The sequence below is a fragment of the Dactylosporangium thailandense genome, assembly GCF_059739745.1.
This window is the reverse complement of the sequence record NZ_AP029195.1, coordinates 10,312,069-10,331,713: the sequence shown is the minus strand read 5'-3', so window position 1 is coordinate 10,331,713 and position 19,645 is coordinate 10,312,069. Positions and strand designations below refer to the sequence as shown.

The 19,645-nt window shown below is 68.9% G+C and carries 21 protein-coding genes and 1 pseudogene; 12 read left to right on the top strand and 10 right to left on the bottom strand.

All coding sequences use genetic code 11. The features are described 5' to 3' along the window. Positions 1-29: 29 nt before the first annotated feature. Entirely contained in the window at positions 30-1,043 is a 1,014-nt protein-coding gene (locus AC6JBM_RS46050) for a NaeI family type II restriction endonuclease (RefSeq protein ID WP_497979976.1), read from the top strand. Between the two features lie 66 nt (positions 1,044-1,109). Then, positions 1,110-2,048: an STM4015 family protein gene (locus AC6JBM_RS46045; RefSeq protein WP_497979975.1), complete on the top strand. Its 939-nt coding sequence runs from the start codon at positions 1,110-1,112 to the stop codon at positions 2,046-2,048. Positions 2,049-2,051: 3 nt separating this feature from the next. Here the strand turns inward: AC6JBM_RS46045 and AC6JBM_RS46040 are convergent, their stop codons facing one another. Continuing rightward, positions 2,052-2,513 (bottom strand): carboxymuconolactone decarboxylase family protein, encoded by a 462-nt coding sequence (locus AC6JBM_RS46040; protein ID WP_497979974.1) that lies wholly within the window; start codon positions 2,511-2,513, stop codon positions 2,052-2,054. Between the two features lie 102 nt (positions 2,514-2,615). Here AC6JBM_RS46040 and AC6JBM_RS46035 point away from each other — a divergent pair, with 102 nt between their 5' ends. Next, positions 2,616-3,458 carry a sigma-70 family RNA polymerase sigma factor gene (locus tag AC6JBM_RS46035; RefSeq protein ID WP_497979973.1) on the top strand — a complete coding sequence of 281 codons (843 nt, stop codon included), beginning with the start codon at positions 2,616-2,618 and terminating at the stop codon, positions 3,456-3,458. A 248-nt stretch (positions 3,459-3,706) separates the two neighbouring features. Continuing rightward, a pseudogene (locus AC6JBM_RS46030) lies at positions 3,707-3,865 on the top strand (AbfB domain-containing protein); the annotation flags it as partial. Here the strand turns inward: AC6JBM_RS46030 and AC6JBM_RS46025 are convergent. The 9 genes from AC6JBM_RS46025 to AC6JBM_RS45985 all read right to left on the bottom strand — a co-directional run bounded on the left by AC6JBM_RS46025 (position 3,862) and on the right by AC6JBM_RS45985 (position 12,973). Next, the gene (locus AC6JBM_RS46025; protein ID WP_497979972.1) at positions 3,862-4,641 is read right to left on the bottom strand and encodes a class I SAM-dependent methyltransferase; all 780 of its coding nucleotides are present in this window, start codon (positions 4,639-4,641) and stop codon (positions 3,862-3,864) included. The pseudogene AC6JBM_RS46030 and the gene AC6JBM_RS46025 sit on opposite strands and share 4 nt — an antisense overlap. Positions 4,642-4,663: 22 nt before the next feature. Then, positions 4,664-6,205 carry a methyl-accepting chemotaxis protein gene (locus AC6JBM_RS46020; RefSeq protein ID WP_497986692.1) on the bottom strand — a complete coding sequence of 514 codons (1,542 nt, stop codon included), beginning with the start codon at positions 6,203-6,205 and terminating at the stop codon, positions 4,664-4,666. A 51-nt stretch (positions 6,206-6,256) separates the two neighbouring features. Further along, entirely contained in the window at positions 6,257-7,018 is a 762-nt protein-coding gene (locus tag AC6JBM_RS46015) for an SDR family NAD(P)-dependent oxidoreductase (protein ID WP_497979971.1), read from the bottom strand. A gap of 36 nt (positions 7,019-7,054) precedes the next feature. Then, positions 7,055-8,260 carry a hypothetical protein gene (locus AC6JBM_RS46010; protein ID WP_497979970.1) on the bottom strand — a complete coding sequence of 402 codons (1,206 nt, stop codon included), beginning with the start codon at positions 8,258-8,260 and terminating at the stop codon, positions 7,055-7,057. Then, complete coding sequence (locus tag AC6JBM_RS46005; RefSeq protein WP_497979969.1) at positions 8,253-8,768, bottom strand: SigE family RNA polymerase sigma factor; 516 nt, start codon at positions 8,766-8,768, stop codon at positions 8,253-8,255. Before AC6JBM_RS46005 ends, AC6JBM_RS46010 begins: the two co-directional genes overlap by 8 nt. Positions 8,769-8,941: 173 nt before the next feature. Continuing rightward, positions 8,942-10,342, bottom strand: a complete 1,401-nt coding sequence (locus tag AC6JBM_RS46000) for a GH1 family beta-glucosidase (RefSeq protein WP_497986691.1) — start codon at positions 10,340-10,342, stop codon at positions 8,942-8,944. Between the two features lie 37 nt (positions 10,343-10,379). Continuing rightward, positions 10,380-11,168, bottom strand: a complete 789-nt coding sequence (locus tag AC6JBM_RS45995) for an ABC transporter permease (RefSeq protein ID WP_497979968.1) — start codon at positions 11,166-11,168, stop codon at positions 10,380-10,382. A gap of 3 nt (positions 11,169-11,171) precedes the next feature. Beyond that, a complete protein-coding gene (locus AC6JBM_RS45990) occupies positions 11,172-11,957 on the bottom strand; it encodes an ABC transporter permease (protein ID WP_497979967.1) in 786 nt (261 codons plus the stop codon). Beyond that, positions 11,954-12,973, bottom strand: a complete 1,020-nt coding sequence (locus tag AC6JBM_RS45985) for an ABC transporter ATP-binding protein (RefSeq protein ID WP_497979966.1) — start codon at positions 12,971-12,973, stop codon at positions 11,954-11,956. Before AC6JBM_RS45985 ends, AC6JBM_RS45990 begins: the two co-directional genes overlap by 4 nt. Before the next feature lie 826 nt (positions 12,974-13,799). Here AC6JBM_RS45985 and AC6JBM_RS45980 point away from each other — a divergent pair. The 8 genes from AC6JBM_RS45980 (at position 13,800) to AC6JBM_RS45945 (ending at position 19,613) form a co-directional block, all read left to right on the top strand. Next, positions 13,800-14,540, top strand: a complete 741-nt coding sequence (locus tag AC6JBM_RS45980) for a hypothetical protein (protein WP_497979965.1) — start codon at positions 13,800-13,802, stop codon at positions 14,538-14,540. Beyond that, entirely contained in the window at positions 14,533-15,276 is a 744-nt protein-coding gene (locus tag AC6JBM_RS45975) for an alpha-1,2-fucosyltransferase (protein WP_497979964.1), read from the top strand. Before AC6JBM_RS45980 ends, AC6JBM_RS45975 begins: the two co-directional genes overlap by 8 nt. Before the next feature lie 67 nt (positions 15,277-15,343). After that, entirely contained in the window at positions 15,344-16,333 is a 990-nt protein-coding gene (gmd, locus tag AC6JBM_RS45970) for a GDP-mannose 4,6-dehydratase (RefSeq protein ID WP_497979963.1), read from the top strand. Positions 16,334-16,385: 52 nt separating this feature from the next. Further along, on the top strand, positions 16,386-16,637 hold the full coding sequence (locus AC6JBM_RS45965; RefSeq protein ID WP_497979962.1) for a phosphopantetheine-binding protein: 252 nt from the start codon (positions 16,386-16,388) through the stop codon (positions 16,635-16,637). Positions 16,638-16,674: 37 nt separating this feature from the next. Then, the gene (locus AC6JBM_RS45960) at positions 16,675-16,911 is read left to right on the top strand and encodes an acyl carrier protein (protein WP_497979961.1); all 237 of its coding nucleotides are present in this window, start codon (positions 16,675-16,677) and stop codon (positions 16,909-16,911) included. After that, complete coding sequence (locus tag AC6JBM_RS45955; protein WP_497979960.1) at positions 16,908-17,795, top strand: class-II aminoacyl-tRNA synthetase family protein; 888 nt, start codon at positions 16,908-16,910, stop codon at positions 17,793-17,795. Before AC6JBM_RS45960 ends, AC6JBM_RS45955 begins: the two co-directional genes overlap by 4 nt. A gap of 31 nt (positions 17,796-17,826) precedes the next feature. After that, complete coding sequence (locus AC6JBM_RS45950) at positions 17,827-18,825, top strand: hypothetical protein (protein WP_497979959.1); 999 nt, start codon at positions 17,827-17,829, stop codon at positions 18,823-18,825. Beyond that, positions 18,822-19,613 carry an LLM class flavin-dependent oxidoreductase gene (locus AC6JBM_RS45945; RefSeq protein ID WP_497979958.1) on the top strand — a complete coding sequence of 264 codons (792 nt, stop codon included), beginning with the start codon at positions 18,822-18,824 and terminating at the stop codon, positions 19,611-19,613. Before AC6JBM_RS45950 ends, AC6JBM_RS45945 begins: the two co-directional genes overlap by 4 nt. Positions 19,614-19,645 lie beyond the last annotated feature (32 nt).

The following is a 19,645-nucleotide window of genomic DNA, read 5'->3' as shown; positions in this document are numbered from 1 at the left end:
TCCGATTATCCGGGCGGTAGTCTCGGCGGGTGAGTGCCGAAGAGCTCGCTCTCGACCTGGGGATTCTGCCAGTCAGCTCGGCGCGCCGCCGGGTAGTGCGGCAAACTCCCGCGCCCGGCTCGCTGTGCAGCAACGACCGCGGTGAGACGCACGAGTTGCTTGCGCCAGCCGCCGATCCTGAGCTGCGTACGGTCTGGTCCTGGCTGACCCAGCGAACCGGACTTGTGCAAGAGATGGGCGATGCGGTCGAAGATGCCATCTACTACGTGCTCGACGGCGCGCGCACGCACCGGTTCGACCTCCGTGACGACCGGGTGGACAGCGACGAACGGCGGGCGGTCGGCACGAAGCTTCAGTACCACGTACTCGAGAACCTGAAGCTGCCTAAGCTACGCCATCCCGACACGGAGATTGAGGGAGTCGGGGTAGAGATCAAGGGAACAATCGCCACCAACTGGGCCATCCCGACGGAAGGCCAATGCGGCGTCACACTGCTGATCCAGCTCGACATCAACGCGGACCAGCACACCGCCCGGCTGATGCGAACGCATCGCGCTTGGCTGCGTGAGGGAGCAAACCACGACGGCAAGCGTGGCGTGACTGCCGAGGCGCTGCGTGAATACTCTGTGCCGCTCTATCCGAAGACCCAGCTGCGGCCCAATCCGCTCAAGATGCTCACGGACGCGCAGCGGGAGGACGTGTTCGGCAAACAGGGTCAGGAGATCCGCCTTGCGCATCTCTTCCGTGCGCTGCCCGGCGTCGTCATTCCTCGCGCGGTCATCCTGACCGTCTGCGCACGCAACCAAGACCCTCTCCGGCGAGCACGGGCCACACGGTCACGCGTCCGGCCCGAACTCGAGCTGCTGTGCGGCAAGTGGGCCGGTCAGCGCGAGCTCGCGGCGCACCTCGGCTACGACCTGACCGGCGCCGCTTGGGTGGCCGTGCCGGCCGCCGACATCCAGGGGTATGGCCGCCTGACCGAGCGAGCCATCGCGGAGATCGACCAGCGGCCAGGCTCAGACGACGCCGACGACGAACGCTGACCGACGCTTCAGCCGAGGCTGCGAGAGAGCCGAAACACCAGCGGTGGTGGCGGTATGGTTCGGGCCGTGACGTTTCACGCGAGTACCGAGACGTTTGCCGGGCGTCCCGTGGTGGACGTGGAGCCGGGCGAGCCGCTGCCCGATGTCGACGGGCCGGCCGCCTGGCGGTTCGGGTTCTTCGAGGAGGACACCGACGACGTCGAGGGGCCGAACCCGGCCTACAACGCGGCGTTCGACGAGCTGCTCGACGGGATCGACACCGAGGCGGTGCACGCGCTGGTGCTCGGCTCGTGGGGATACGCCGCGTTCGCCGACGCGCCCATCGACAAGCTCGTCGAGGTCGCGCACCGGCTGCCGCATCTCGAGGCGCTCTTCCTCGGCGACATCACCGGCGACGAGTGCGAGGTGTCGTGGATTCGGCAGGGGGACCTCGACCCGCTGCTGGCGGCGTACCCGAAGCTGCGCGTCCTGCGCGTGCGCGGCTCCGCGAACCTCCGGCTGTCCCCGCTGCACCACCCGCACCTCGAGGAGCTCGTGTTCGAGTCCGGCGGGCTGCCCGCCGAGGTCGTCACCGCCGTGCTCGACAGCGAGCTGCCGGCGCTCGAACACCTGGAGTTCTGGCTGGGGGTGCGCAACTACGGCGGCAGCGTGGCCGTGCGGCACCTCGAGCCGCTGCTCGGCGGCGGGCGGTTCCCGGCGCTGCGCCGCCTGGGGCTGCGCAACGCCGAGATCGCCGACCGGATCGCGGCCGCGCTCGCCGGGGCCCCGGTCGTCGGGCGCCTCGAGGAGCTGGACCTCTCGATGGGGGTGCTCGACGACGCGGGGGCCGAGGCGCTGCTGGCCGGGCAGCCGCTCACCCACCTGCGCCGGCTCGACCTGCACCACAACTTCCTGTCGCCCGGGTTCGCCGCGCGGATCGTGGCGGAGCTGCCGGGCGTGGACGTGGACGTGACCGATCAGCAGGTCGAGGGGCGCTGGGGGCGGTACACCGCGGTCTCCGAGTGAGACTCAGCCCCAGATCTGCGGCGCCTGGGTGCGGGTCGCCGCGTTGATGCGGTTGAAGAAGTTCGTGGTCGCGATCCACAGCACGATCGCGCCCAGCTCCTCGTCCTTGAAGTGCTCCGCGGCCGCGTTCCACACCGGGTCGGGCACCGCGTCGCCCTTGTCGGCGAGGCGGGTGGCGTGCTCGGCCAGGTCCAGGGCGGCGCGCTCGGCGTCGGTGAAGTACGGCGTCTCGCGCCAGGCCGCGACCGAGAACAGCCGCTCGTCGGTCTCGCCGGCCTTGCGCATGGACCGCGCCCCCGAGTCCACGCACGGGCTGCAGCCGTTGATCTGGCTCGCTCGCAGGTGCACGAGCTCCAGCGTGCTCTGCGGCACGCCGGCCGAGTGCGCGGCCTTGTACAGCAGGTTGATGGCCTTGACCACGTCCGGGCTGGCCGTGGTGGTCGTGTCGATTCGAGCCTTCGACATCGTCGTCTCCTGTCACATCGCGGCGGTTTGCTTCGTCGCCCGGTTGACGACCGCACTCGGGATAACGTGACAAATGTGGCGCAGGCCACAAAAGGGGTGGACATGACCGGCGACGAGGGCCTGGCCCGGCAGTTCGAGGAGCTCCGGCCGCGGCTGCGGGCGGTGGCGCAGCGCATGCTCGGCTCGGCGAGCGAGGCCGACGACGCGGTGCAGGAGGCCTGGCTGCGGCTGGCCCGGGACGACCAGGACAAGCACAACCTGGCCGCCTGGCTGACCACCGTGGTGGGCCGCATCTGCCTCGACATGCTGCGGGCTCGCACCAACCGCCGCGAGGACCCGCTGCCGGTGGCCGAGCGGCTCGAGGCCGCGGACGTGGACCCCGAGCAGGAGGCGGTGCTCGCCGACTCCGTGGGGCTGGCACTGCTCGTGGTGCTGGAGACGCTCAGCCCGACCGAGCGGCTCGCGTTCGTCCTGCACGACATGTTCGCGGTGTCGTTCGACGACATCGCCGTCGTGGTCGGCAAGAGCCCGGCCGCCGCCCGCCAGCTCGCGAGCCGGGCGCGGCGCCGCGTCCAGGCCGGGCCGTCCGACCCCGGCGAGAGCGGCCGGAAACAGGAGGTCGTGGCCGCGTTCCTGGCCGCGTCCCGGGGCGGCGACCTCGGCACCCTCCTGACGCTGCTCGACCCCGACGTGGTCATGCGCGCCGACGAGACCGCGGCGCGGATGGGCGGCCACGGCGAGACGCGCGGCGCGGAGGTCGTCGCGGCCTTCTTCAACGGCCGCGCGACGGGCGCCCGCCTGGCCGACATCGAGGGCCTGCCGGGTGCGTTCGTCGCCGCCGTGAACCTGGCCCTGGCATTCACGGTCATCAACGGAAAGATCACCGCGATCGAGGCCGTCGCCAACCCCGAGGACCTGGACGAGATGGCCATCCAACTCATCTAGCTGGTGAAAGCTTCATTTCGAAAAACGATGGATTTGATTATGTAAGTACTACAGCCTCGCGGCTGTGAGAAAAAGCTAGTTGTGGCACTCGCCGCCGCCTTGGTTCTGCTGCCCCAGTTCGCGGCCGAGGCGGCCACCGGCCGCAACGTGTCCGCCGACGCGGCGATGTATCCGCGCGCGATCCGCCTCGCGCACTCCGGCTCGGCCAACGGGCGCGTGATCGCGACGATGACGGGCACCGGAACTACGCGCTGCGACTGGACGCCGCGGACGGGTCGGCACTGTTCAACGCCGATGCGACCTTCTGCCCGGAGACGGTCGCGAACGGGGTCAAGCTGCGGTCGTACAACTTTGCGGACCGGTACGTGCGGCACTACAACGCGACCGGGTACATCGCCTCGCCCTAGGGCTTCGTGCCCCAGGCGGAGATCATCGGGGACGTCGACACGTCCAGCGCACCGGCGTCGAGGTTGGCGAGGTGCTCGTCGATCTCGGCGGCGATGGCCAGGCCCGCGTCCAGCAGCCGGCCGCGGATCTGCTCCACCGTGGCCCGCTCCAGCCGGGCGCACGCGGGGCCGGTGACCGGGAAGTACGCGTCCGCGGCGACCTCGGTCAGGCCGGCCTCGCGCAGGAGCCGGGGCAGGGTGCGCCCGTAGGCGAGGTCGACCGCCCGGCCGGCCATCAGGGTGCGGAAGTCGCGCTTGAGCTTGTTGGCCAGCGCCTGGGCCGGCCCGGACTCGTCGAGACAGGCCAGCGGCTGCAGCGCCGGGTCGGCCTCCTCCAGCAGCAGCCGCCCGCCCGGGCGCAGGGCCGCGACCATGGCCCTCAGCGCCTCGGCGCGGTTGGGCACATGCACCAGGAGCAGCCGCGCGTGTACGACATCAAAGCCCTCGCCGGGCGGAGGCTCCACGCCCACGTCGTGCCGGCGCACCTCGAACCCGGCCCCGGCCGGCAGCCAGGAGACGTCGAGGTCGGTGGCGAGCACGTGCCCGTCCGGCCCGACGCGCGCGGCGAGCCAGGCCGGCACCGTCGCCCCGCCCGCGCCCACCTCCCAGACCCGCTGCCCCGGCCCGATCCCGAGCGCGTCGAGGTGCCGGAAGGTGGAGGCGTCGAACAGCTCCGCGAGCGCCCCGAAGCGGGCGCCGGCCTCGGGCTGGGCATTGTCGAGCAGGTACCGACCCATGCCCGTCACCGTATCGCCGCGGTCAGACCTGGTACGCGGCGACGGTCGAGCGCAGCTCGGCGGCCATCCGGGCCAGCTCGGCCGCGGTCGCCTGGGTCTCGGTGGCGCTACTGGAGACCGTGGCCGCGCTGCTCGCCACGTGGGTGATCGTGCCCGCGATGCCCGACGAGCCGTCCGCGGCCTGGGCCACGCGGCGGGCGATCTCGGCGGTGACCGCGGTCTGCTCCTCGACCGCGGACGCGATGGTCGCCGCGTAGTCGTTGATGGTGCCGATCACGGTCCCGACCTCGCCGATGGCCGCGATCGTCCCGCTCGTCTCGTGCTGCATCGAGCCGACCTGGGCCGCGATCTGCTCGGTCGCCTCCGCGGTCTGCCGGGCCAGGTCCTTGACCTCGCCGGCGACGATCGCGAAGCCCTTGCCGGCCTCGCCCGCGCGGGCGGCCTCGATGGTGGCGTTGAGCGCGAGCAGGTTGGTCTGCTCGGCGATCGCGGTGATGAGCGCGACGACGGTGGTGATCTGCGCCGACGCGTCGCCGAGGCGACCCACGCTCGAGCTCGTCTGGGCGGCGGTGTGGGCCGCGGACTGGGCGACGCCCGCGGCCTCGGCGGCGTTGCCCGCGATCTCGCGGATCGCCTGGGTCATCTCGTCGGTGGCCGCGGCGACCGCCTGCACGTGGTGGGAGACGTCGTCGGCGCCGGTGGAGACGTCGCCGACCTGGGCCGTGGTGCCCTCCGCGGCCCGGGCGAGCTGGTCGGAGACGGCCGAGAGCTCACCCGAGGCCATGGCGACCTGGTCGGAGGCCTGGCCGATGCGGCGCACCATGGACGCGACCGATTCGGCCGTGGTGTTCAGGGCCGTCGCCACCTGGCCGATCTCGTCGCGGTGCTGCGGCGGGACGCGCGCGGTGAGGTCGCCGGCGCCGATGCGGTCCAGGGCCCCGACGCACGCCCGCAGCGGCCGCGTGATCATCCGGCTGATGACGAGCGCGATCGCCACACCCAGCACGAAGCTGACCGCGAGCATGATGGCGACGGTCCGGCGGGTGTCGTGGAACAGGCGCTCGGCGGTGTCGTCCTCGCGGGTCGAACGCGCGACGGTCGCGGTCTCCAGTGCGCTGAGCGCGGCTCGCACGTCGGGCACCGCGGCCTCGCGCGCCTGGCTGTCGCCGATGCTGCCGAGGTACCGCTGCCAGGTCTTCTGAAACGCGTCGAGCGCGCTGCTCTGATCGCCGTCCAGCCCGAGCGCCCGGCAGGCCTCGACGGCCGCGGTGACCTGGCGTTCGAGGCCGTCGAGGGCCTGCGTGGCGGAGGCGCGCCCGGGCGCGTCGGTCGCGAGCGCGTAGTCGTCCGCGGCGACGATGGCCTGCCCGGCGAGATCGCGGAGGGTGCCCGTGACCTGGAGCTGACGGTTGTACCCCGCCATGGAGCCGACCTGGTCGTTGATCGAGCCGAGACTCTCCAGCCCGACAATGCCGTCACCGATGCTGAACAGCGCCACGACGAGCACCGCGAGCAGGATCTTCGTGCCGACCGACCGGTCCGCGACGACGCCGGAAACACGCATCAGCACCGGCCTTCCGCAAACTGCACATAAGGGGCTGATACGACAGTACGGCTAATTCTGCTGCTGCGTGGGCCGGACCAGCATCTCGTTCACGGCCACGTGCCGGGGCCGGGTGACGATATAGGCGATGGTGTCCGCGATATCCGGGGCCTGGAGCCGCTCGACGCCCTCGAACCGCTGCTCGATCGTCGAGCGGATCTCCGGCCGGTTGTGCCCGGCCAGCTCGGTGGCGACGGCGCCGGGCTCGACCAGCGAGATGCGCACGAACCGCCCGGTGACCTCCTGGCGCAGGGCCTCGCTGAACGCACCGACCGCGTGCTTGGTGGCGTTGTAGACGCCGCTGCCGTTGCGCGCGACGCGTCCGGCGACCGAGCTGACGTTGACCATGTCGGCCACCCGGCGCGGCTCCTGCCCGGCGCTGTCGAGCAGGTGGGGCAGGGCGGCGCGGGCGCAGTACAGCAGCCCCATCACGTTGATGGAGATCATCCGCTCCCACTCCTCGACCGGCGCGTCGACCACGGGCCCGAGCAGCATCACGCCGGCGTTGTTGACGAGCGTGTCGAGCCGCCCGAGCTCGTCGACGGTGCGCCGCACGGCCGCCTCGGCCTGCTCCCGCTCGGTGATGTCGGCCTCGATGACCAGCGCCCGGCCGCCGTTGCCGTCGATCTGCGCGGCGAGCGCGGCGAGCCGATCCCCCCGCCGCGCCGCGAGCGCCACCGCGGCTCCCCGCTCGGCCAGCGCCAGCGCGGCGGCCTCACCGATCCCGCTGGAGGCCCCGGTGACGAGCGCGACAGTTCCGTCCAAAGTTCCCATGCCCGGGAAGCTACCCCGGGCATGGGAACCGAAGCGTCAGCCCTGGACGATCTGAAACTTCGCCGTAGTGGTGGTCCGCTTGTCCGGGAACGTGGCGCCCTTGTCGTCCTGCGCGCCGACCCAGAGTTCGCCCTGGGACTGGTTCGACTCGATCGGCGCGATCACCTTGACGGTGTAGACCTTGGTGCCGCCCGCCGGGATGCTGCCGCCCAGGCAGGGCACCGGCATCGCGTCGGGCTTGATGGTGCAGCCCGAGATCGCCTGGATCGTCCACGAGTCGGGGAGCCCGACCGTGACCCGCAGCTTGCCGGGCGTGGCGAACTGCGAGTTGTTGTGGACGGTCACCTTGAGCGTGCCTTCGCGGGTGTCGGTGCCGGCCGCGGTCATCGTGAGCTTGTCGACGGTGACGGACAGGTCGACGGCGTTCGGGTTCGGGCCGAACACCGTCGGGCCGAGGGTCTGGGTGAACGCGGTGCCGTTCCAGCCGTAGGTACGCCACTGGTGCTGTGATGCCTGCGCCATGTCGCAGCAGGGCCGGAACTCGCCGACGTCGACCCTGACCTGCCCGTCGTCGCCGGCCTGGACCGCCCAGATCGTCTCGATGTCGGCGCCCTGCTTGCCCTCGCTGCCGGCGCTGCCGACCACCTGCCCCAGGGTGACGATCCTGCCGGTGGCGTCGCGGTCGAAGGCGAGCACCTTGTAGTCCGACCCCTGCGGGCTGCAGGACAGGAGCATGATCGTCTCCTGCGCCCCGTCGTGGTCGACGTCGACGTACGCCGGATCGCCCTCCAGCTTCAGGGGCGGGTGGGCGCCGCCGTTGCCGCCGCTGAACTTCACCGCTCCCGTGCCGCAGCCCTCGTCGAAGCCCTTGGGCCAGGCGGGAATGGTGAGGGTGGCGTTGCCGAGGTCGGTCTTGCCGATCCGCCCGTCCGGCGCGGTGGCGGTGGCGCTCGGCTCCGTCGAGGGCGCGGCCGGCGACGTCGTCGTCTCGCGCGGGCTGACGGAGACGCCCGGCGTCGCCGGTGGACCATTGGAGTCGGTACCGAGGGCCGCGTACGCCGCCACCGGCGTCACGATCGCGATGGCGGCGATGGCCCCCGCGGCGATGGTCCGCACCTTGTGCCGGTGCCGCACCGTGGCGCGTGTCGCGGCCGTACCGGCGGGCTTGACGTAGGCCGACACCTCGCTGTTGAAATCGGCGAAGGCGCTGGTGAGCAGGGCGTCGTTGTCGAACTCAGGCACGGCGGGACTCCTTGTCGGCGAGCTGGGCGGCGAGCGCGGCGCGGCCGCGGTGGAGCCAGGACTTGACGGTGCCTTCGGCAACGCCTTCCTGGCGGGCGATGCCGGCGATGGGCAGGTCCGCGAGGTAGTGCAGGATCACCGCGCGGCGCTGCTGCTCCGGCAGGGTCGCCAGCGCCTGGGCGAGCGCGACCCGGTCGGGGCTGGGCGCCGCCACGTGCTCCTCGCGGTGCCGGCGGGCGAAGGCCATCGCCGTGCGGGCGCGCCGCCAACGGCTGGTGGCCAGGTTCCAGGCGACGCGGCGGACCCAGCCGGCGGGATCATCCATCTCGGCGACGCGCTTCCACCGTGTCAGCGCGCGGCAGAACGCCTCCTGCACCACGTCCTGGGCCGCGGCCATGTCGCCGGTGTAGGCGAAGAGCTGGACGGTGAGCAGCCGGAAGCAGGCCGCGTAGAACTCGTCGAATCCTGTGGCGCCGTCGGGCGGTCCGCTGTCGGACGGACTTTCCACTCTGCCCCCGTCAAGCAAGGTACTCACACTGCCCTTCCTCCCCCTCGACGACCGGCTCTCCGGTCTCACGGCGACAACACGCCGCAGCGGGAAAAGTGGTTGCAGTCGATCCTCTGTCATCCAGCCGACAGATAGCGGGAGGCGGTCACACGTCTGCTACCTGCGGGACCTCTTTACCGCGCACGGATCCGGCGGATGGTGTCGCGGAACCACAGTGCGCTCATCTTCGGTGTCCGCGCCTGGGTTTCGTAGTCGACCCGGACGATGCCGAACCGCTGGGTGTAGCCGTACCCCCACTCGAAGTTGTCCATCAGGGACCAGGCGAAGAACCCGCGGATGTCGGCGCCCTGTTGCCGGGCGAGCGCCACGGCGCCGATGTGCTCGGCCAGGTACTCGGTGCGCCCCTCGTCGCGGACGAACCCGGTGCTGTCCGCGGTGTCGTCGAATGCCGCACCGTTCTCGGTGATGACGATCGGCAGGTCCGGATAGTCCTGGCTGAGTCGCAGCAGCAGCTCGGTGAAACGGTCCGGGGTGATCGGCCAGCCCATCGCGGTGTGCGGCACGTCCTGCGGCACGTCGCGGACCACCGGCATGCCGTCCGGCCCTGTGGTGTTGCCGGCCTCATCGGTACCGGAGAAGAGCTGTCCGAAGTAGAAGTTCACGCCGAGCACGTCGATCGGGGCGGCAATGGTTTCCAGGTCGCCGTCGTGCACCGGGATGGTGACGTCGCGATCGGCGAGATCGGCGAGCACGTCGTCCGGATAGCGGCCGTAGCGCAACGCGTCGAGATAGATCCGTACGCTGAAACCGTCCGCCCGCCGCGCCGCCGCCCGATCGAGATCGGTGTCGGTGGCCGGGCGTGCCGCGGCCAGGTTCAGCGCGATACCGAACTTCAGGTCACGGGTGGCGGCCGCGCGCATCCGCCGGGTGGCGAGCCCATGCCCGAGCAACAGGTGGTGCTTCGCGGCCATGCCCGCCGCGAAGTCCTTGCGGCCCGGCGCGTGGTCGCCCGACACGTAGCCCAGCCAGGCGGAGCACCACGGCTCGTTGAGCGTGAACCAGGTGTCCACCCGGTCGCTCAGCGCGTCGAACACCATCATCGAGTAGTCGGCGAACCGGTAGGCGGTGTCGCGCACCGGCCAGCCGCCGGCGTCCTCCAGTTCCTGCGGGAGGTCCCAGTGGTACAGCGTCACCCACGGGTCGATGCCGGAGGCGAGCAGTTCGTCCACGAGCCTGTCGTAGAACGCCATGCCTCGCGGGTTCACCGGGCCGCGACCGTGTGGCTGCACCCGCGGCCACGCCACCGAGAACCGGTAGGTGTCCACTCCGAGGTCCTTGATGAGCGCCACATCCTGCGGCATCCGGTGGTAGTGGTCGCAGGCCACGTCTGCGTGGTCGCCGTCCGCCACCGCGCCGGGCACCCGGCAGAAGGTGTCCCAGATGGACGGCGTGCGCCCGTCCTCGGCGACCGCGCCCTCGATCTGGTACGCCGAGGTGGCGACTCCCCAACGGAAGGTGGGCGGCAGGCTGAGGATCGGGCCGGACAGCCCGGGCACGGCGGCGGTGGGATGCATCATTCTCCTGACTGGGGCTGGTGAGCAGGTGCTCGATCTAGTTGCCCGCGCTCTCGTACCGCAGCAGCCCCCGCTTGAAGATGACCGTCGCCGCCGCGGCGCAGTACGCGGCCACGAGCGGCGTCAGCAGCCCGATCCAGGGCATCGCCCCGGTCCCGCGCAGGAACGCGATCGGGAAGAAGGTCACGAAGGCGAAGGGCAGCAGGACGCCCAGCGCCGCCTTGATCACGAACGGGTAGATCGACAGGGGGAAGCGGGCCAGGTCGCCGATCTGGTGCACGGAGAGGGCGAGCAGCGGTGTGGGGCTGGACAGCCAGAACGACGCCGCGTTGGTGGCCAGGTTGATGGACACCTTGATGACAACGGCGCTGAGCAGCATCACGACGGCGAGCGGCACCGTCCACGGTGACCACGGGATGTCGACATGGGCGACGGCGGTGCCGATCATGATGCCGCCGACGACCATGTTGCTCAGGCCGTTGACGCCGACTTGCGCGCTGCTCGACTGCAGCACCACCGGATAGGGGCGGACCAGGAAGTAGTCGAGTTCGCCCATGTTGATCTGCTCGGCCAGCCGCCACGTGCCCTCGAAGAAGAACGAGCCGACGCCCTCGGCGAGGGCCACCACGCCGAACATCAGCAACATGTCCCAGAAGGTCCAGCCGTTGAGCGCGGGCACCTTCGCGAACAGCGCGGTCAGGAAGACGATGTTGACGACCTGCGTGAGCACCGTCGCCACCGCCATGATCCAGAAGTCGGCCTCGTGCTCCAGCAGCGCGCGCAGGTGCGCGCCCAGCAGCCGGACATAGAGCCTCGTCGTCCGCACGGCTCAGCCTCCGTTCACGGTCAGCTGACGGATGGCGGCACGCCAGATCAGCCGGGCGCCGAACCACAGCACAACCACCCACGCCAGCTGCACGGCGACCAGCACGAGCCCGCGTCCAGGGTCGACGCGCCCGATGAAGATCAGCGCGGGGGTGGAGGTCAGCCCGGCGAACGGTGACCACTGCGCGAAGGTGGCCAGCCAGCCCGGCAGGAAGGCCAGCGGGATCAGCGCACCCGACAGCAGGTTGATGATGACGAATCGGGCCATCTGCACACCGACGTAGCTCTGCGTCCAGAAGCAGGCCAGCGCGCTCACGTAGACGATCAGGAACTTGAGCGGAATGACCAGCAGCATGCTGCACAGGAACAGGCCGAGCATGGCCGGGGACGGGGTGGCCACGCCGCCGGTGAGGGTGAGCGTGGCGCCGCCGACCACGGCCACCACCAGCACCTCGATCCACGCGCCGCCGAGGATCTCGGCGAAGCGGGCACGCTGGTAGTCCAGCGGCTTGACCAGGTCCAGGGCCACCAGCCCCATCTGGATCCGAAACGCCATCCGGAAGTCACTCATCATCGACACCAGGGTCCCGGAGGCGAACGCGACCAGCAGGTACCCCTGCATCTGCGGCCACGTGAACCCCTGGACCGGCGACTGCGCCAGCAGCACCCGCCACACCGCCAGGAGCGCTACCAGCTGGAAAAGTACGGCGCCGAGCCCGAGCAGGAAGTTGGTCCGGTACGTCACGGCGCTCAGCGCCACCGCCCGGCCGAGCGCGTAGTAGGCCCTCATGCGGACGACCCCGCCTGGCCCAGCACCAGGTCACCGGAGTACACCCGGCGGATGACGTCCTCGATGCCCGGCTCGTCGACGCGGAGGTCGACCAGGTTGACCAGTCCGGACAGGCCGGCGACAACGTGCCCGGCGGTCATGTCGAAGCGGTCGAAGCGCACGGAGAACTGCACGGGCGTCTCCCCGGCGGCGACCTCGGCACCGGCCAGCGCGGCCCGCACGGCGTCGAGCGGCACGGTCCGCTCGGTCTCGACGTGCAGGATCCGCTCCCGGGCGAATTGGTCCTTCACCGCCTGCAGATCGCCGTCGAAGACGATCCGGCCCTCGTCGATGATGACCAGCCGGCGGCAGAATCCCTCGATGTCGGCCAGGTCGTGGCTGGTGAGCATGACCGTCGTGCCCGCGTCCCGCAGCGTCCGGAAAAGCTCGCGGACCCGGTCCTTGACCGCCAGGTCGAGCCCGATCGTCGGTTCGTCGAGGTAGACGATCTCGGGCCCGTGCAGAATGGCGGCGGCGAGGTCGGCACGCATCCGCTGCCCCAGCGACAGGCGACGCCCGAGCATCGGCAGGATCTCACCGAGCTCGAGGACGTCGTCGAATTGCCGCAGCCGGCGGCGGTACGTCGCCGGGTCGATCCCGTAGATGTCGCGCAGCACCGCGAACGACTCGGCCACCGGCAGGTCCCACCAGAGCTGCGTGCGCTGGCCGAACAGCACGCCGATGCGGTGGGCGATCGCGATGCGGTCCCGCTGGGGGTGCAGGCCGTCGATGCGGACGCTGCCGGACGTGGGCACGAGGATGCCGGTGAGCAGCTTCACCGTGGTGGACTTGCCGGCTCCGTTCGGCCCGACGTAGGCAACCGCCTCACCCGCCTCGATGGCCAGGTCGACGTGGTCGACCGCAACCTTGTCGGTGTACCGCCGCGTGAACAGGTGCTTCACCGCCCCGGCGAGGCCCGGGTCCTTGTCCGGCCGGCGGAACACCTTCGTCAGACCCCGTGCTTCGACAATCGGCATCCGCCGGTCACCCCATCCCTCGTCATGCTGGTTTCTCGGTGCGGGCCCGGTCGGCCGGCGAGAGGTCTCCCGCGGGCCGCGTCGCGGCGCAGGTGGCCGAGGATGAATGACCCGCCGAACCGGCGGCGAACGTGACGAATTCCTGCCCATATGCCGGCGGCATCGGCAACGCATCGTCCTGCACGGCGACGTGGCGAGTGGCGGCGAAATCGACGGCGGGCCAGGCGGTCAGGGCAGCGGCAGGGGGGCCCGAGGCCGGCATCCGCCACCACGCGCATTCCCTCGAATTCGGCCGCCAATTGGCGTGTCGCATAACTCGCGCGCGGTATTACCCATTATTGCGACGGACAGAACCGTCGGACGTGTCGCTGACACAATACGTCGCCCCCGTGGCTGACAGCATCGACGAGCGCTGATCCTGGCACGATGCGGGTTGCCGCGTCAAGGGCCGAGCGGGTGCGAGACTCGCACTTTATCTAAGTCGCTAACTAAGCGTAGTGCCTCCACGTTGCGTAGTCGCCGCTCAACGGCTGCCGCGGCACGCGGCGAAGCAGGGACGATGAGCAGGCCAAAGCCGCCGGACGGGTCGCGCGAGCACGATCACCGAAAGTAGCGGACGATCCCACTTCGGAGCCCGCCCCTCTCCAAAGAATCAACCACGCACATAGTCAGGTTCCACGCCTCCGGGCGCACCGGATGGCCCCAGTCGGCCTTGACAAGCCGACTCACGGGCGTCGATTATTCACGCCACGGGGTTCGCAGGCTGCCTCGCGCCGGGCCATGACTGGGTCGAAGCGACACATGAGACACTGCGAAGGAAGGCAATATGTGGGTCAATGCACTCCAGGAACAAGTAGAAACGGTCCAGGCGGCCGTTCTGAATGCAGTTGACAGCGCGGATCACATCGAAGCTAATCAGAAGGTTTCCGACTTTCTGATGCGCGCCTGCCCACCCGGCGGGCCGCCGAATAGAGCCGGCCGGACGCCCTGGCATCTCGGATCCTCGGCGGTGCATGACGACACCGGATCCGCTGTCGGCTACACCACCTGCCTTGCCTGGACGACGGCCGGCGTCGTGACCAGTGCCGCGGTGTACGTCTCGACTACCGGATCGATTCACAGCACGACGCTCGGCGCGCGATCCGTGCCGCGACATGAGGTGACGGGCTCGGACACCCCGCAAGACGCATCAGTGCTGAGCGTGGGCTGGTCCGTGCCTGCCGAGGACCGACTGGACGCGTTCGAGAAAGCGCTCTCCGAATCCGGCTACCACACAGTGCCGGTCGGATCGGAAACGCTCGCCCTGCTCGACGTGGCCGAGGGCCGCGCGGCGTGTTTCGTCGGTCGGGTGGCCGATCCGGCGACGCGGCTTGCCACCTCGCTGCTGATCTCCGAAGCGCACGGCCAGGTCAGCGACTGGTCGGGCGGATATCCGGGGCTGGACGACGATTCGGTCATCGCCGGATCTCACTTCACGCACTATCAGCGTCTCGCCCGGCTTCTGGGCGCCACACATCGGGCCGCGGCATCGGCGATCAATCCGCAGGAGGTGTCGCACAGTGCGTGAGCGTGCGGTCACGTTCTCCACCCTCGGGCTCGAGGGTCGGCTCGGTAACCAGCTGTGGCAGATCGCCGCGGTGATTGGCCGCTCGCTGGAGCACGGCCTGCCGATCCGGCTGCCGGCCTGGATCTACGCCGACGCGTTCAATCTGCCGCGCTCGTGGTTCGCACTTCCCGACGAGAACGACATCCAGGTGTCGGATCTGGTCGACTACCTCACGCCGGTGGACAGGTTCGTACTCCAGGACATCCGGCTGTGGTGGCCGTATGAGCAGCAGGTCAGGGAGTACCTGACACCGGCAAGGCATGTCCTCGACGAAGTCGACGCGCTCTACGGCGACGTGCTCGAGCGCGGGGATGTGACCGGCGTCCATGTTCGACGCGGCGACTACCTGCTCTACCCGGACAAATATCCGTTGCCGACGGTGAGCTACTACCGCAACGCGATCGAACGCTTCTCGGCGAGAAATGTCATCGTCTTCACCGACGATCCGCAATGGGTCACGGACAACATGCCGTTTCTCGATGGGGCTCGGATGACGTGCCAGCCGTTCGGTTTCCTCGACCTCGCATGCATGTCACGATGCAGCCGGCTCGTCATAGCCAATTCGTCCTTCTCCTGGTGGGGGGCCTTCCTCTCCGGTTCGGCCGAGATCGTCCACCCGCGCCATTGGTACACGCCGGACCATCGCGACGTCGTGTCGGAGTGGATAACCCCCGCGCATTGGACAGCGGGCGACTGAGAAGATCGCCTTCCCCCGCCGCCGCCGACAGCTGCTGGAATTCTATTTAACGGGGAATAGCAAGGATATGACCAAAAAGGCATTCATTACCGGTCTGACCGGCCAGGACGGCTCATATCTGGCGGAACTGCTGCTGGACAAAGGATACGAGGTTCACGGGGTCGTCCGACGCGCGTCCACACCCAACGTCGAGCGCCTGGCACATCTGAGCACCGCGTTGCACACCGCGGGGTCCGGGCTGCATCTGCACTACGGGGATCTCACCGAGGGCTCGCGTTTGATGGGCCTCCTCCAGCAGATCCAGCCCGACGAGGTGTATCACCTCGCCGCCCAGACCGACGTTCGGGCCAGCTTCGACCAGCCCGAGTTCACCGGTGACATCACCGGCATGGGGACGACCCGGATCCTGGAAGCGATCAGGCTGATCGATCTCGAATGCCGCTTTTACCAGGCGTCCAGTTCCGAGATGTTCGGCGCCTCGCCGCCACCGCAGAACGAGGACACCGCATTCTGGCCGCGGAGTCCCTACGGCGCGGCCAAGACCTACGCATATTGGGTGGCCCGGAACTACCGGGAGGCACACGGCATGTTCGTCGCGAACGGCATCATGTTCAACCACGAGTCGCCGCGACGGGGCAAGGCGTTCGTCACACGCAAGATCACGCATGCGGTCGCGCGGATCAAAGCCGGCTACGACACGGAGCTCCACCTGGGCAACCTGGAGGCCGTGCGGGACTGGGGATACGCCAAGGAGTACGTCGAGGCGATGTGGCTCATGCTGCAGGCCGACGAACCGAGCGATTACGTCATCGCCACCGGGACCGCATACACGGTCAGGGATTTCGCGGAGCAGGCCTTCGGTCACGTCGGGCTGGACTGGCAACGGTACGTCAGGTTCGACGAGCGTTACCTGCGCCCGACGGAGGTGGACTCGCTGATCGGCGACGCCTCGAAGGCCGCCGTCGAACTCGGCTGGAAACCCAAGACGCTGGTGCCGGAGCTCGCTTCGCTGATGGTCGAAGAAGACCTCAAATTGGTGCTCGCGCAACGTTCGTGATCACACGAGCGCCGCCGCCTGACTCTCGACTCCCCGATGGGCGAGGTACATCATGAGTACGGAAACGATAGACGCACAGCTGGAAGAAATTGTCCGTGAATACTGCCCGGATCTCGAACCCCGCGCTCCTCTCGGCACGGATGACAATCTGACGGACCTCGGCCTGAACTCGGTGGGCACGATCGGAATCGTCGTGGCGGTTGAGCAGGTTTTCAACGTCACGTTGTCCGACGAGGACCTGTCCTTCGAGACCTTCAAGAGCATTCGCAGCCTACGGCTCACCGTGCTGAAGTACCTTGCGTAGTCCCACACCATCTGGAGGAAAAGAGGGCAGAGCGACAATGTTGGATGTTCGGTTCGAAGCCATATTGCGATCCGTCGCGGAGCTTCCGGACGATCTGCCGATCACCGGCGAGCAGAACCTGCGGAGTGAGTTGGGCATCGACTCGCTGGTGCTCCTGGATCTCATCGTGAACCTGGAGGCCGAATACGGCGTCGAGTTGCGCGACGAGCTTTCGGCGGACGTGGGAACGGTCGAGGAGCTTTGGCTCGAGGTCAGCCGGGCGGTGGCGCCATGAACGGCAAGCAGCAGCTGTCCCCGGTGCGCGGCAGTGTGATGCTCGACGAGTTGCGGGCCAACCGGTCGCTCTCATCGGTGACGAACGCGACCGGGCTCATCGGCTACCGCTTCCATGGCCGGCTCTTCGACGCCTTCGAGGCGCTGGACCGCGCGCTGGTCCGCTTCTTCGAGCAGCGCTTCCCGCTCACCTCCCATTCCTGCACGACACTGTTGCAGCGGGACGTGCTCGAGACGATCGACTTCTTCGACAAGCTCCCCTGTATTCCCATGAGCGCGGTGCCCCACGAGGCCGCTTCGGCCGACATCTCGAAGCACGACGAGTGGGTACTCAGTCCGTCCACCTGCTACCACACCTTCGCCCACCTGGCGGACATCGACGAGCGCTGGGACCTGCGCTGCTTCACGGCGCGCGGGACCTGCCATCGCTTCGAGCCGTCGGCCGAGGTCTTCCGGCTGGCGAGTTTCACGATGCGCGAGTTCGTCTTCATCGGCGACGAGGACTCGGTGGTGAGCCAGGGCGAGTCGGCGTTCAATGCGGCCGTCGACCTGGTCAGGAACCTCCACGGCGAGGTCTCCGTCAAGACTGCGAATGACGTCTTCTACGGCGACCGCGCGGAGGTGACGCGCAGGGTGCAGTTGGCGCGTGGCGTCAAGCGGGAGATATCGGTTCCCTGGGACGACGGGAGCGAGGTCGCCATCGGCTCTCGCAACCTGCACCGGGATCTGTTCACCACGTCGTTCCGGATCGGCGTGGCGGCGGAGGGCCCGGCCATGCACTCCATGTGCATCGCCTTCGGCATCGAGCGGATGTTGCTGGCACTTCTGGCGCGCACCGAGAACCACGACCCGGAACGTCTCATCGCCGCGCTCGGCGAGCTGTAAGCGCCTGTCCGTGGGATCTCACACAGACCACATGAAGGCGGGCCAGGTCGAGCAGTTCCCCGTGGCGGCACACAACTGCTTCTCGGGGAGTTTCGAGCAGCTGGCAGTCCTGCTTGGTCAGGAGGTCGAGGAGCCGGCGATCATGGAAGCGGGAGACGGCTACCTTCTGCGGGCCGGGCTGGACGAACGGTCGTGCCCGGAGCTTGTGTTCGGAGTCGAGGCCGTCGTGCTGTCCGGCTTGACCGCGCTGGGGTACGAGCCTCGAGCCCTGGCAATCAGGCCGGACGGGTGGCGCGAGCAACTCCGTGACCTGCTGGCCGAGCATGCCGGTGTCGTCGTCTGGGTCAACTCCGCGCACCTGGACTATTCCGATGTCTACTCGTCCCATCCCGGCTTCATGCACGCCGTCCTGATCCTGGAGCTGTCCCCGGATCTGCGGCGGATCAAGGTTTTCGACTCGCTCGTCGACGACCGCAACCGCTATTCCTGTGTTGTCTGGATGACGGACAGCGCGCTGGAAGGCGCGATCCTCGACCGCTTACGCTCGAAGTCCCTCGATCACATGGGACGTTTTCACACGTTGGTCGCGGCACACCCGCATCCGGCCGACAGCACGCGCATCGCAGCGGCGGGCCTGCTGCGACAGGCGAAGGCGTACCGCGGAAACTCCTGCTACTTCAACGCTGTCCACGAATACCGGCTGCTGTGCGCGGAAGCCCTGGCCGGCCCCGCGGACACCGCCAAGCATGCGGCACGGCGTCTCTTCGACCATGTGAACGTTCTCTACGTTCTTCCGAGTCTGAGACTGCTCGAACGATCATTGCGCCGGGCCGAGGTGCCCGACTACGTCGCCGATCTGTGCCGGTCGCTCATGGATGAGTGGCGAGTACTCGGCCTGCAGTCGCTGAAGTTCGCAGCGACGTCCTCCAGTTCGATCGCGAGCCGCATCGATGAACGGTTCGAACGATTGAGCACGGCCACCACGCACCTGTGGGACGTTCTTCTCGTGGAGACGGAGAGTGGGAGATGACGATTTCGCGTCTCTGCGGACTGTCGGTGGTCATCGGCTCAGGAAAGGATTGGGAGACCGAGGGCTGGTGTGCGGTGGTGGAAGCCGCGCGAATCGCGGAGTCCTGTGGCTTCCACTCGATATGGCTGACCGACGGCAGACACGACGCCGACGAGGCTCGGCACAATCCTGCTCTCGTGGCCGCGGCCGTGTCGGTCAACACCCGGCGTATCCGGGTGCGGGTCGAGGTGGCGGAGCCGCCGGCATCCGATCCTCTGCGAGTGGCGGAGGACTGGTCAGTTGTGGACAACCTCTCGGACGCGCGCGTCGAACTGCTCTCGAGGCTCAGGGGAGACCGCGCCGGTGCGCGGATCCTCTCCATCCGTGAGCTCTGGAGCGGAAAACACGTGCTCCGGGCCGGGCCGGGCGACGAGGAGTACAGCGTCCGCACATACCCCGCTCCGCGGCGGCCGGATCCGACGTTCTGGTTCGCGGACCACGGCGACGGGCCCGTACCCGGAATTCCCCCGGAGCTGAATGCCGGCGTCCTCATCGCCGGCGAGCTCGCCGTCGACCAGATCGCGCAGCGGGCCGGGCTTGTGCGAGAACAGTTCCAGGCGACGCATGGGAGGCCGGCACGACTGGCCGTCGCGGTGGGCACGGCCCTGCGGCCCGAGGAGATCCAGGAGATCTCTGCGCTGGGCGTCGAGGAACTCGTCTATTCGGTCGACATCGAAGCTACGCGCGACCATCTTGCCGAGGCCGTTACAGAGCTGGCGCGCGCCAAGGGCCTGACCGACATTGCGTAAACAGGTTGATCCGCAGGAGCTCGAGCGGGCTT

What these genes read in the sequence shown, in the direction of transcription:
- AC6JBM_RS46040 (WP_497979974.1), bottom strand. Translation starts at nt 2,513, where the DNA reads ATGTCGAAGGCTCGAATCGACACGACCACCACGGCCAGCCCGGACGTG.
- AC6JBM_RS46035 (WP_497979973.1), top strand. Translation starts at nt 2,616, where the DNA reads ATGACCGGCGACGAGGGCCTGGCCCGGCAGTTCGAGGAGCTCCGGCCG.
- AC6JBM_RS46025 (WP_497979972.1), bottom strand. Translation starts at nt 4,641, where the DNA reads ATGGGTCGGTACCTGCTCGACAATGCCCAGCCCGAGGCCGGCGCCCGC.
- AC6JBM_RS46020 (WP_497986692.1), bottom strand. Translation starts at nt 6,205, where the DNA reads ATGCGTGTTTCCGGCGTCGTCGCGGACCGGTCGGTCGGCACGAAGATC.
- AC6JBM_RS46015 (WP_497979971.1), bottom strand. Translation starts at nt 7,018, where the DNA reads ATGGGAACTTTGGACGGAACTGTCGCGCTCGTCACCGGGGCCTCCAGC.
- AC6JBM_RS46000 (WP_497986691.1), bottom strand. Translation starts at nt 10,342, where the DNA reads ATGCATCCCACCGCCGCCGTGCCCGGGCTGTCCGGCCCGATCCTCAGC.
- AC6JBM_RS45990 (WP_497979967.1), bottom strand. Translation starts at nt 11,957, where the DNA reads ATGAGGGCCTACTACGCGCTCGGCCGGGCGGTGGCGCTGAGCGCCGTG.
- AC6JBM_RS45985 (WP_497979966.1), bottom strand. Translation starts at nt 12,973, where the DNA reads ATGCCGATTGTCGAAGCACGGGGTCTGACGAAGGTGTTCCGCCGGCCG.
- AC6JBM_RS45980 (WP_497979965.1), top strand. Translation starts at nt 13,800, where the DNA reads ATGTGGGTCAATGCACTCCAGGAACAAGTAGAAACGGTCCAGGCGGCC.
- gmd (WP_497979963.1), top strand. Translation starts at nt 15,344, where the DNA reads ATGACCAAAAAGGCATTCATTACCGGTCTGACCGGCCAGGACGGCTCA.
- AC6JBM_RS45965 (WP_497979962.1), top strand. Translation starts at nt 16,386, where the DNA reads ATGAGTACGGAAACGATAGACGCACAGCTGGAAGAAATTGTCCGTGAA.
- AC6JBM_RS45960 (WP_497979961.1), top strand. Translation starts at nt 16,675, where the DNA reads ATGTTGGATGTTCGGTTCGAAGCCATATTGCGATCCGTCGCGGAGCTT.
- AC6JBM_RS45955 (WP_497979960.1), top strand. Translation starts at nt 16,908, where the DNA reads ATGAACGGCAAGCAGCAGCTGTCCCCGGTGCGCGGCAGTGTGATGCTC.
- AC6JBM_RS45950 (WP_497979959.1), top strand. Translation starts at nt 17,827, where the DNA reads ATGAAGGCGGGCCAGGTCGAGCAGTTCCCCGTGGCGGCACACAACTGC.
- AC6JBM_RS45945 (WP_497979958.1), top strand. Translation starts at nt 18,822, where the DNA reads ATGACGATTTCGCGTCTCTGCGGACTGTCGGTGGTCATCGGCTCAGGA.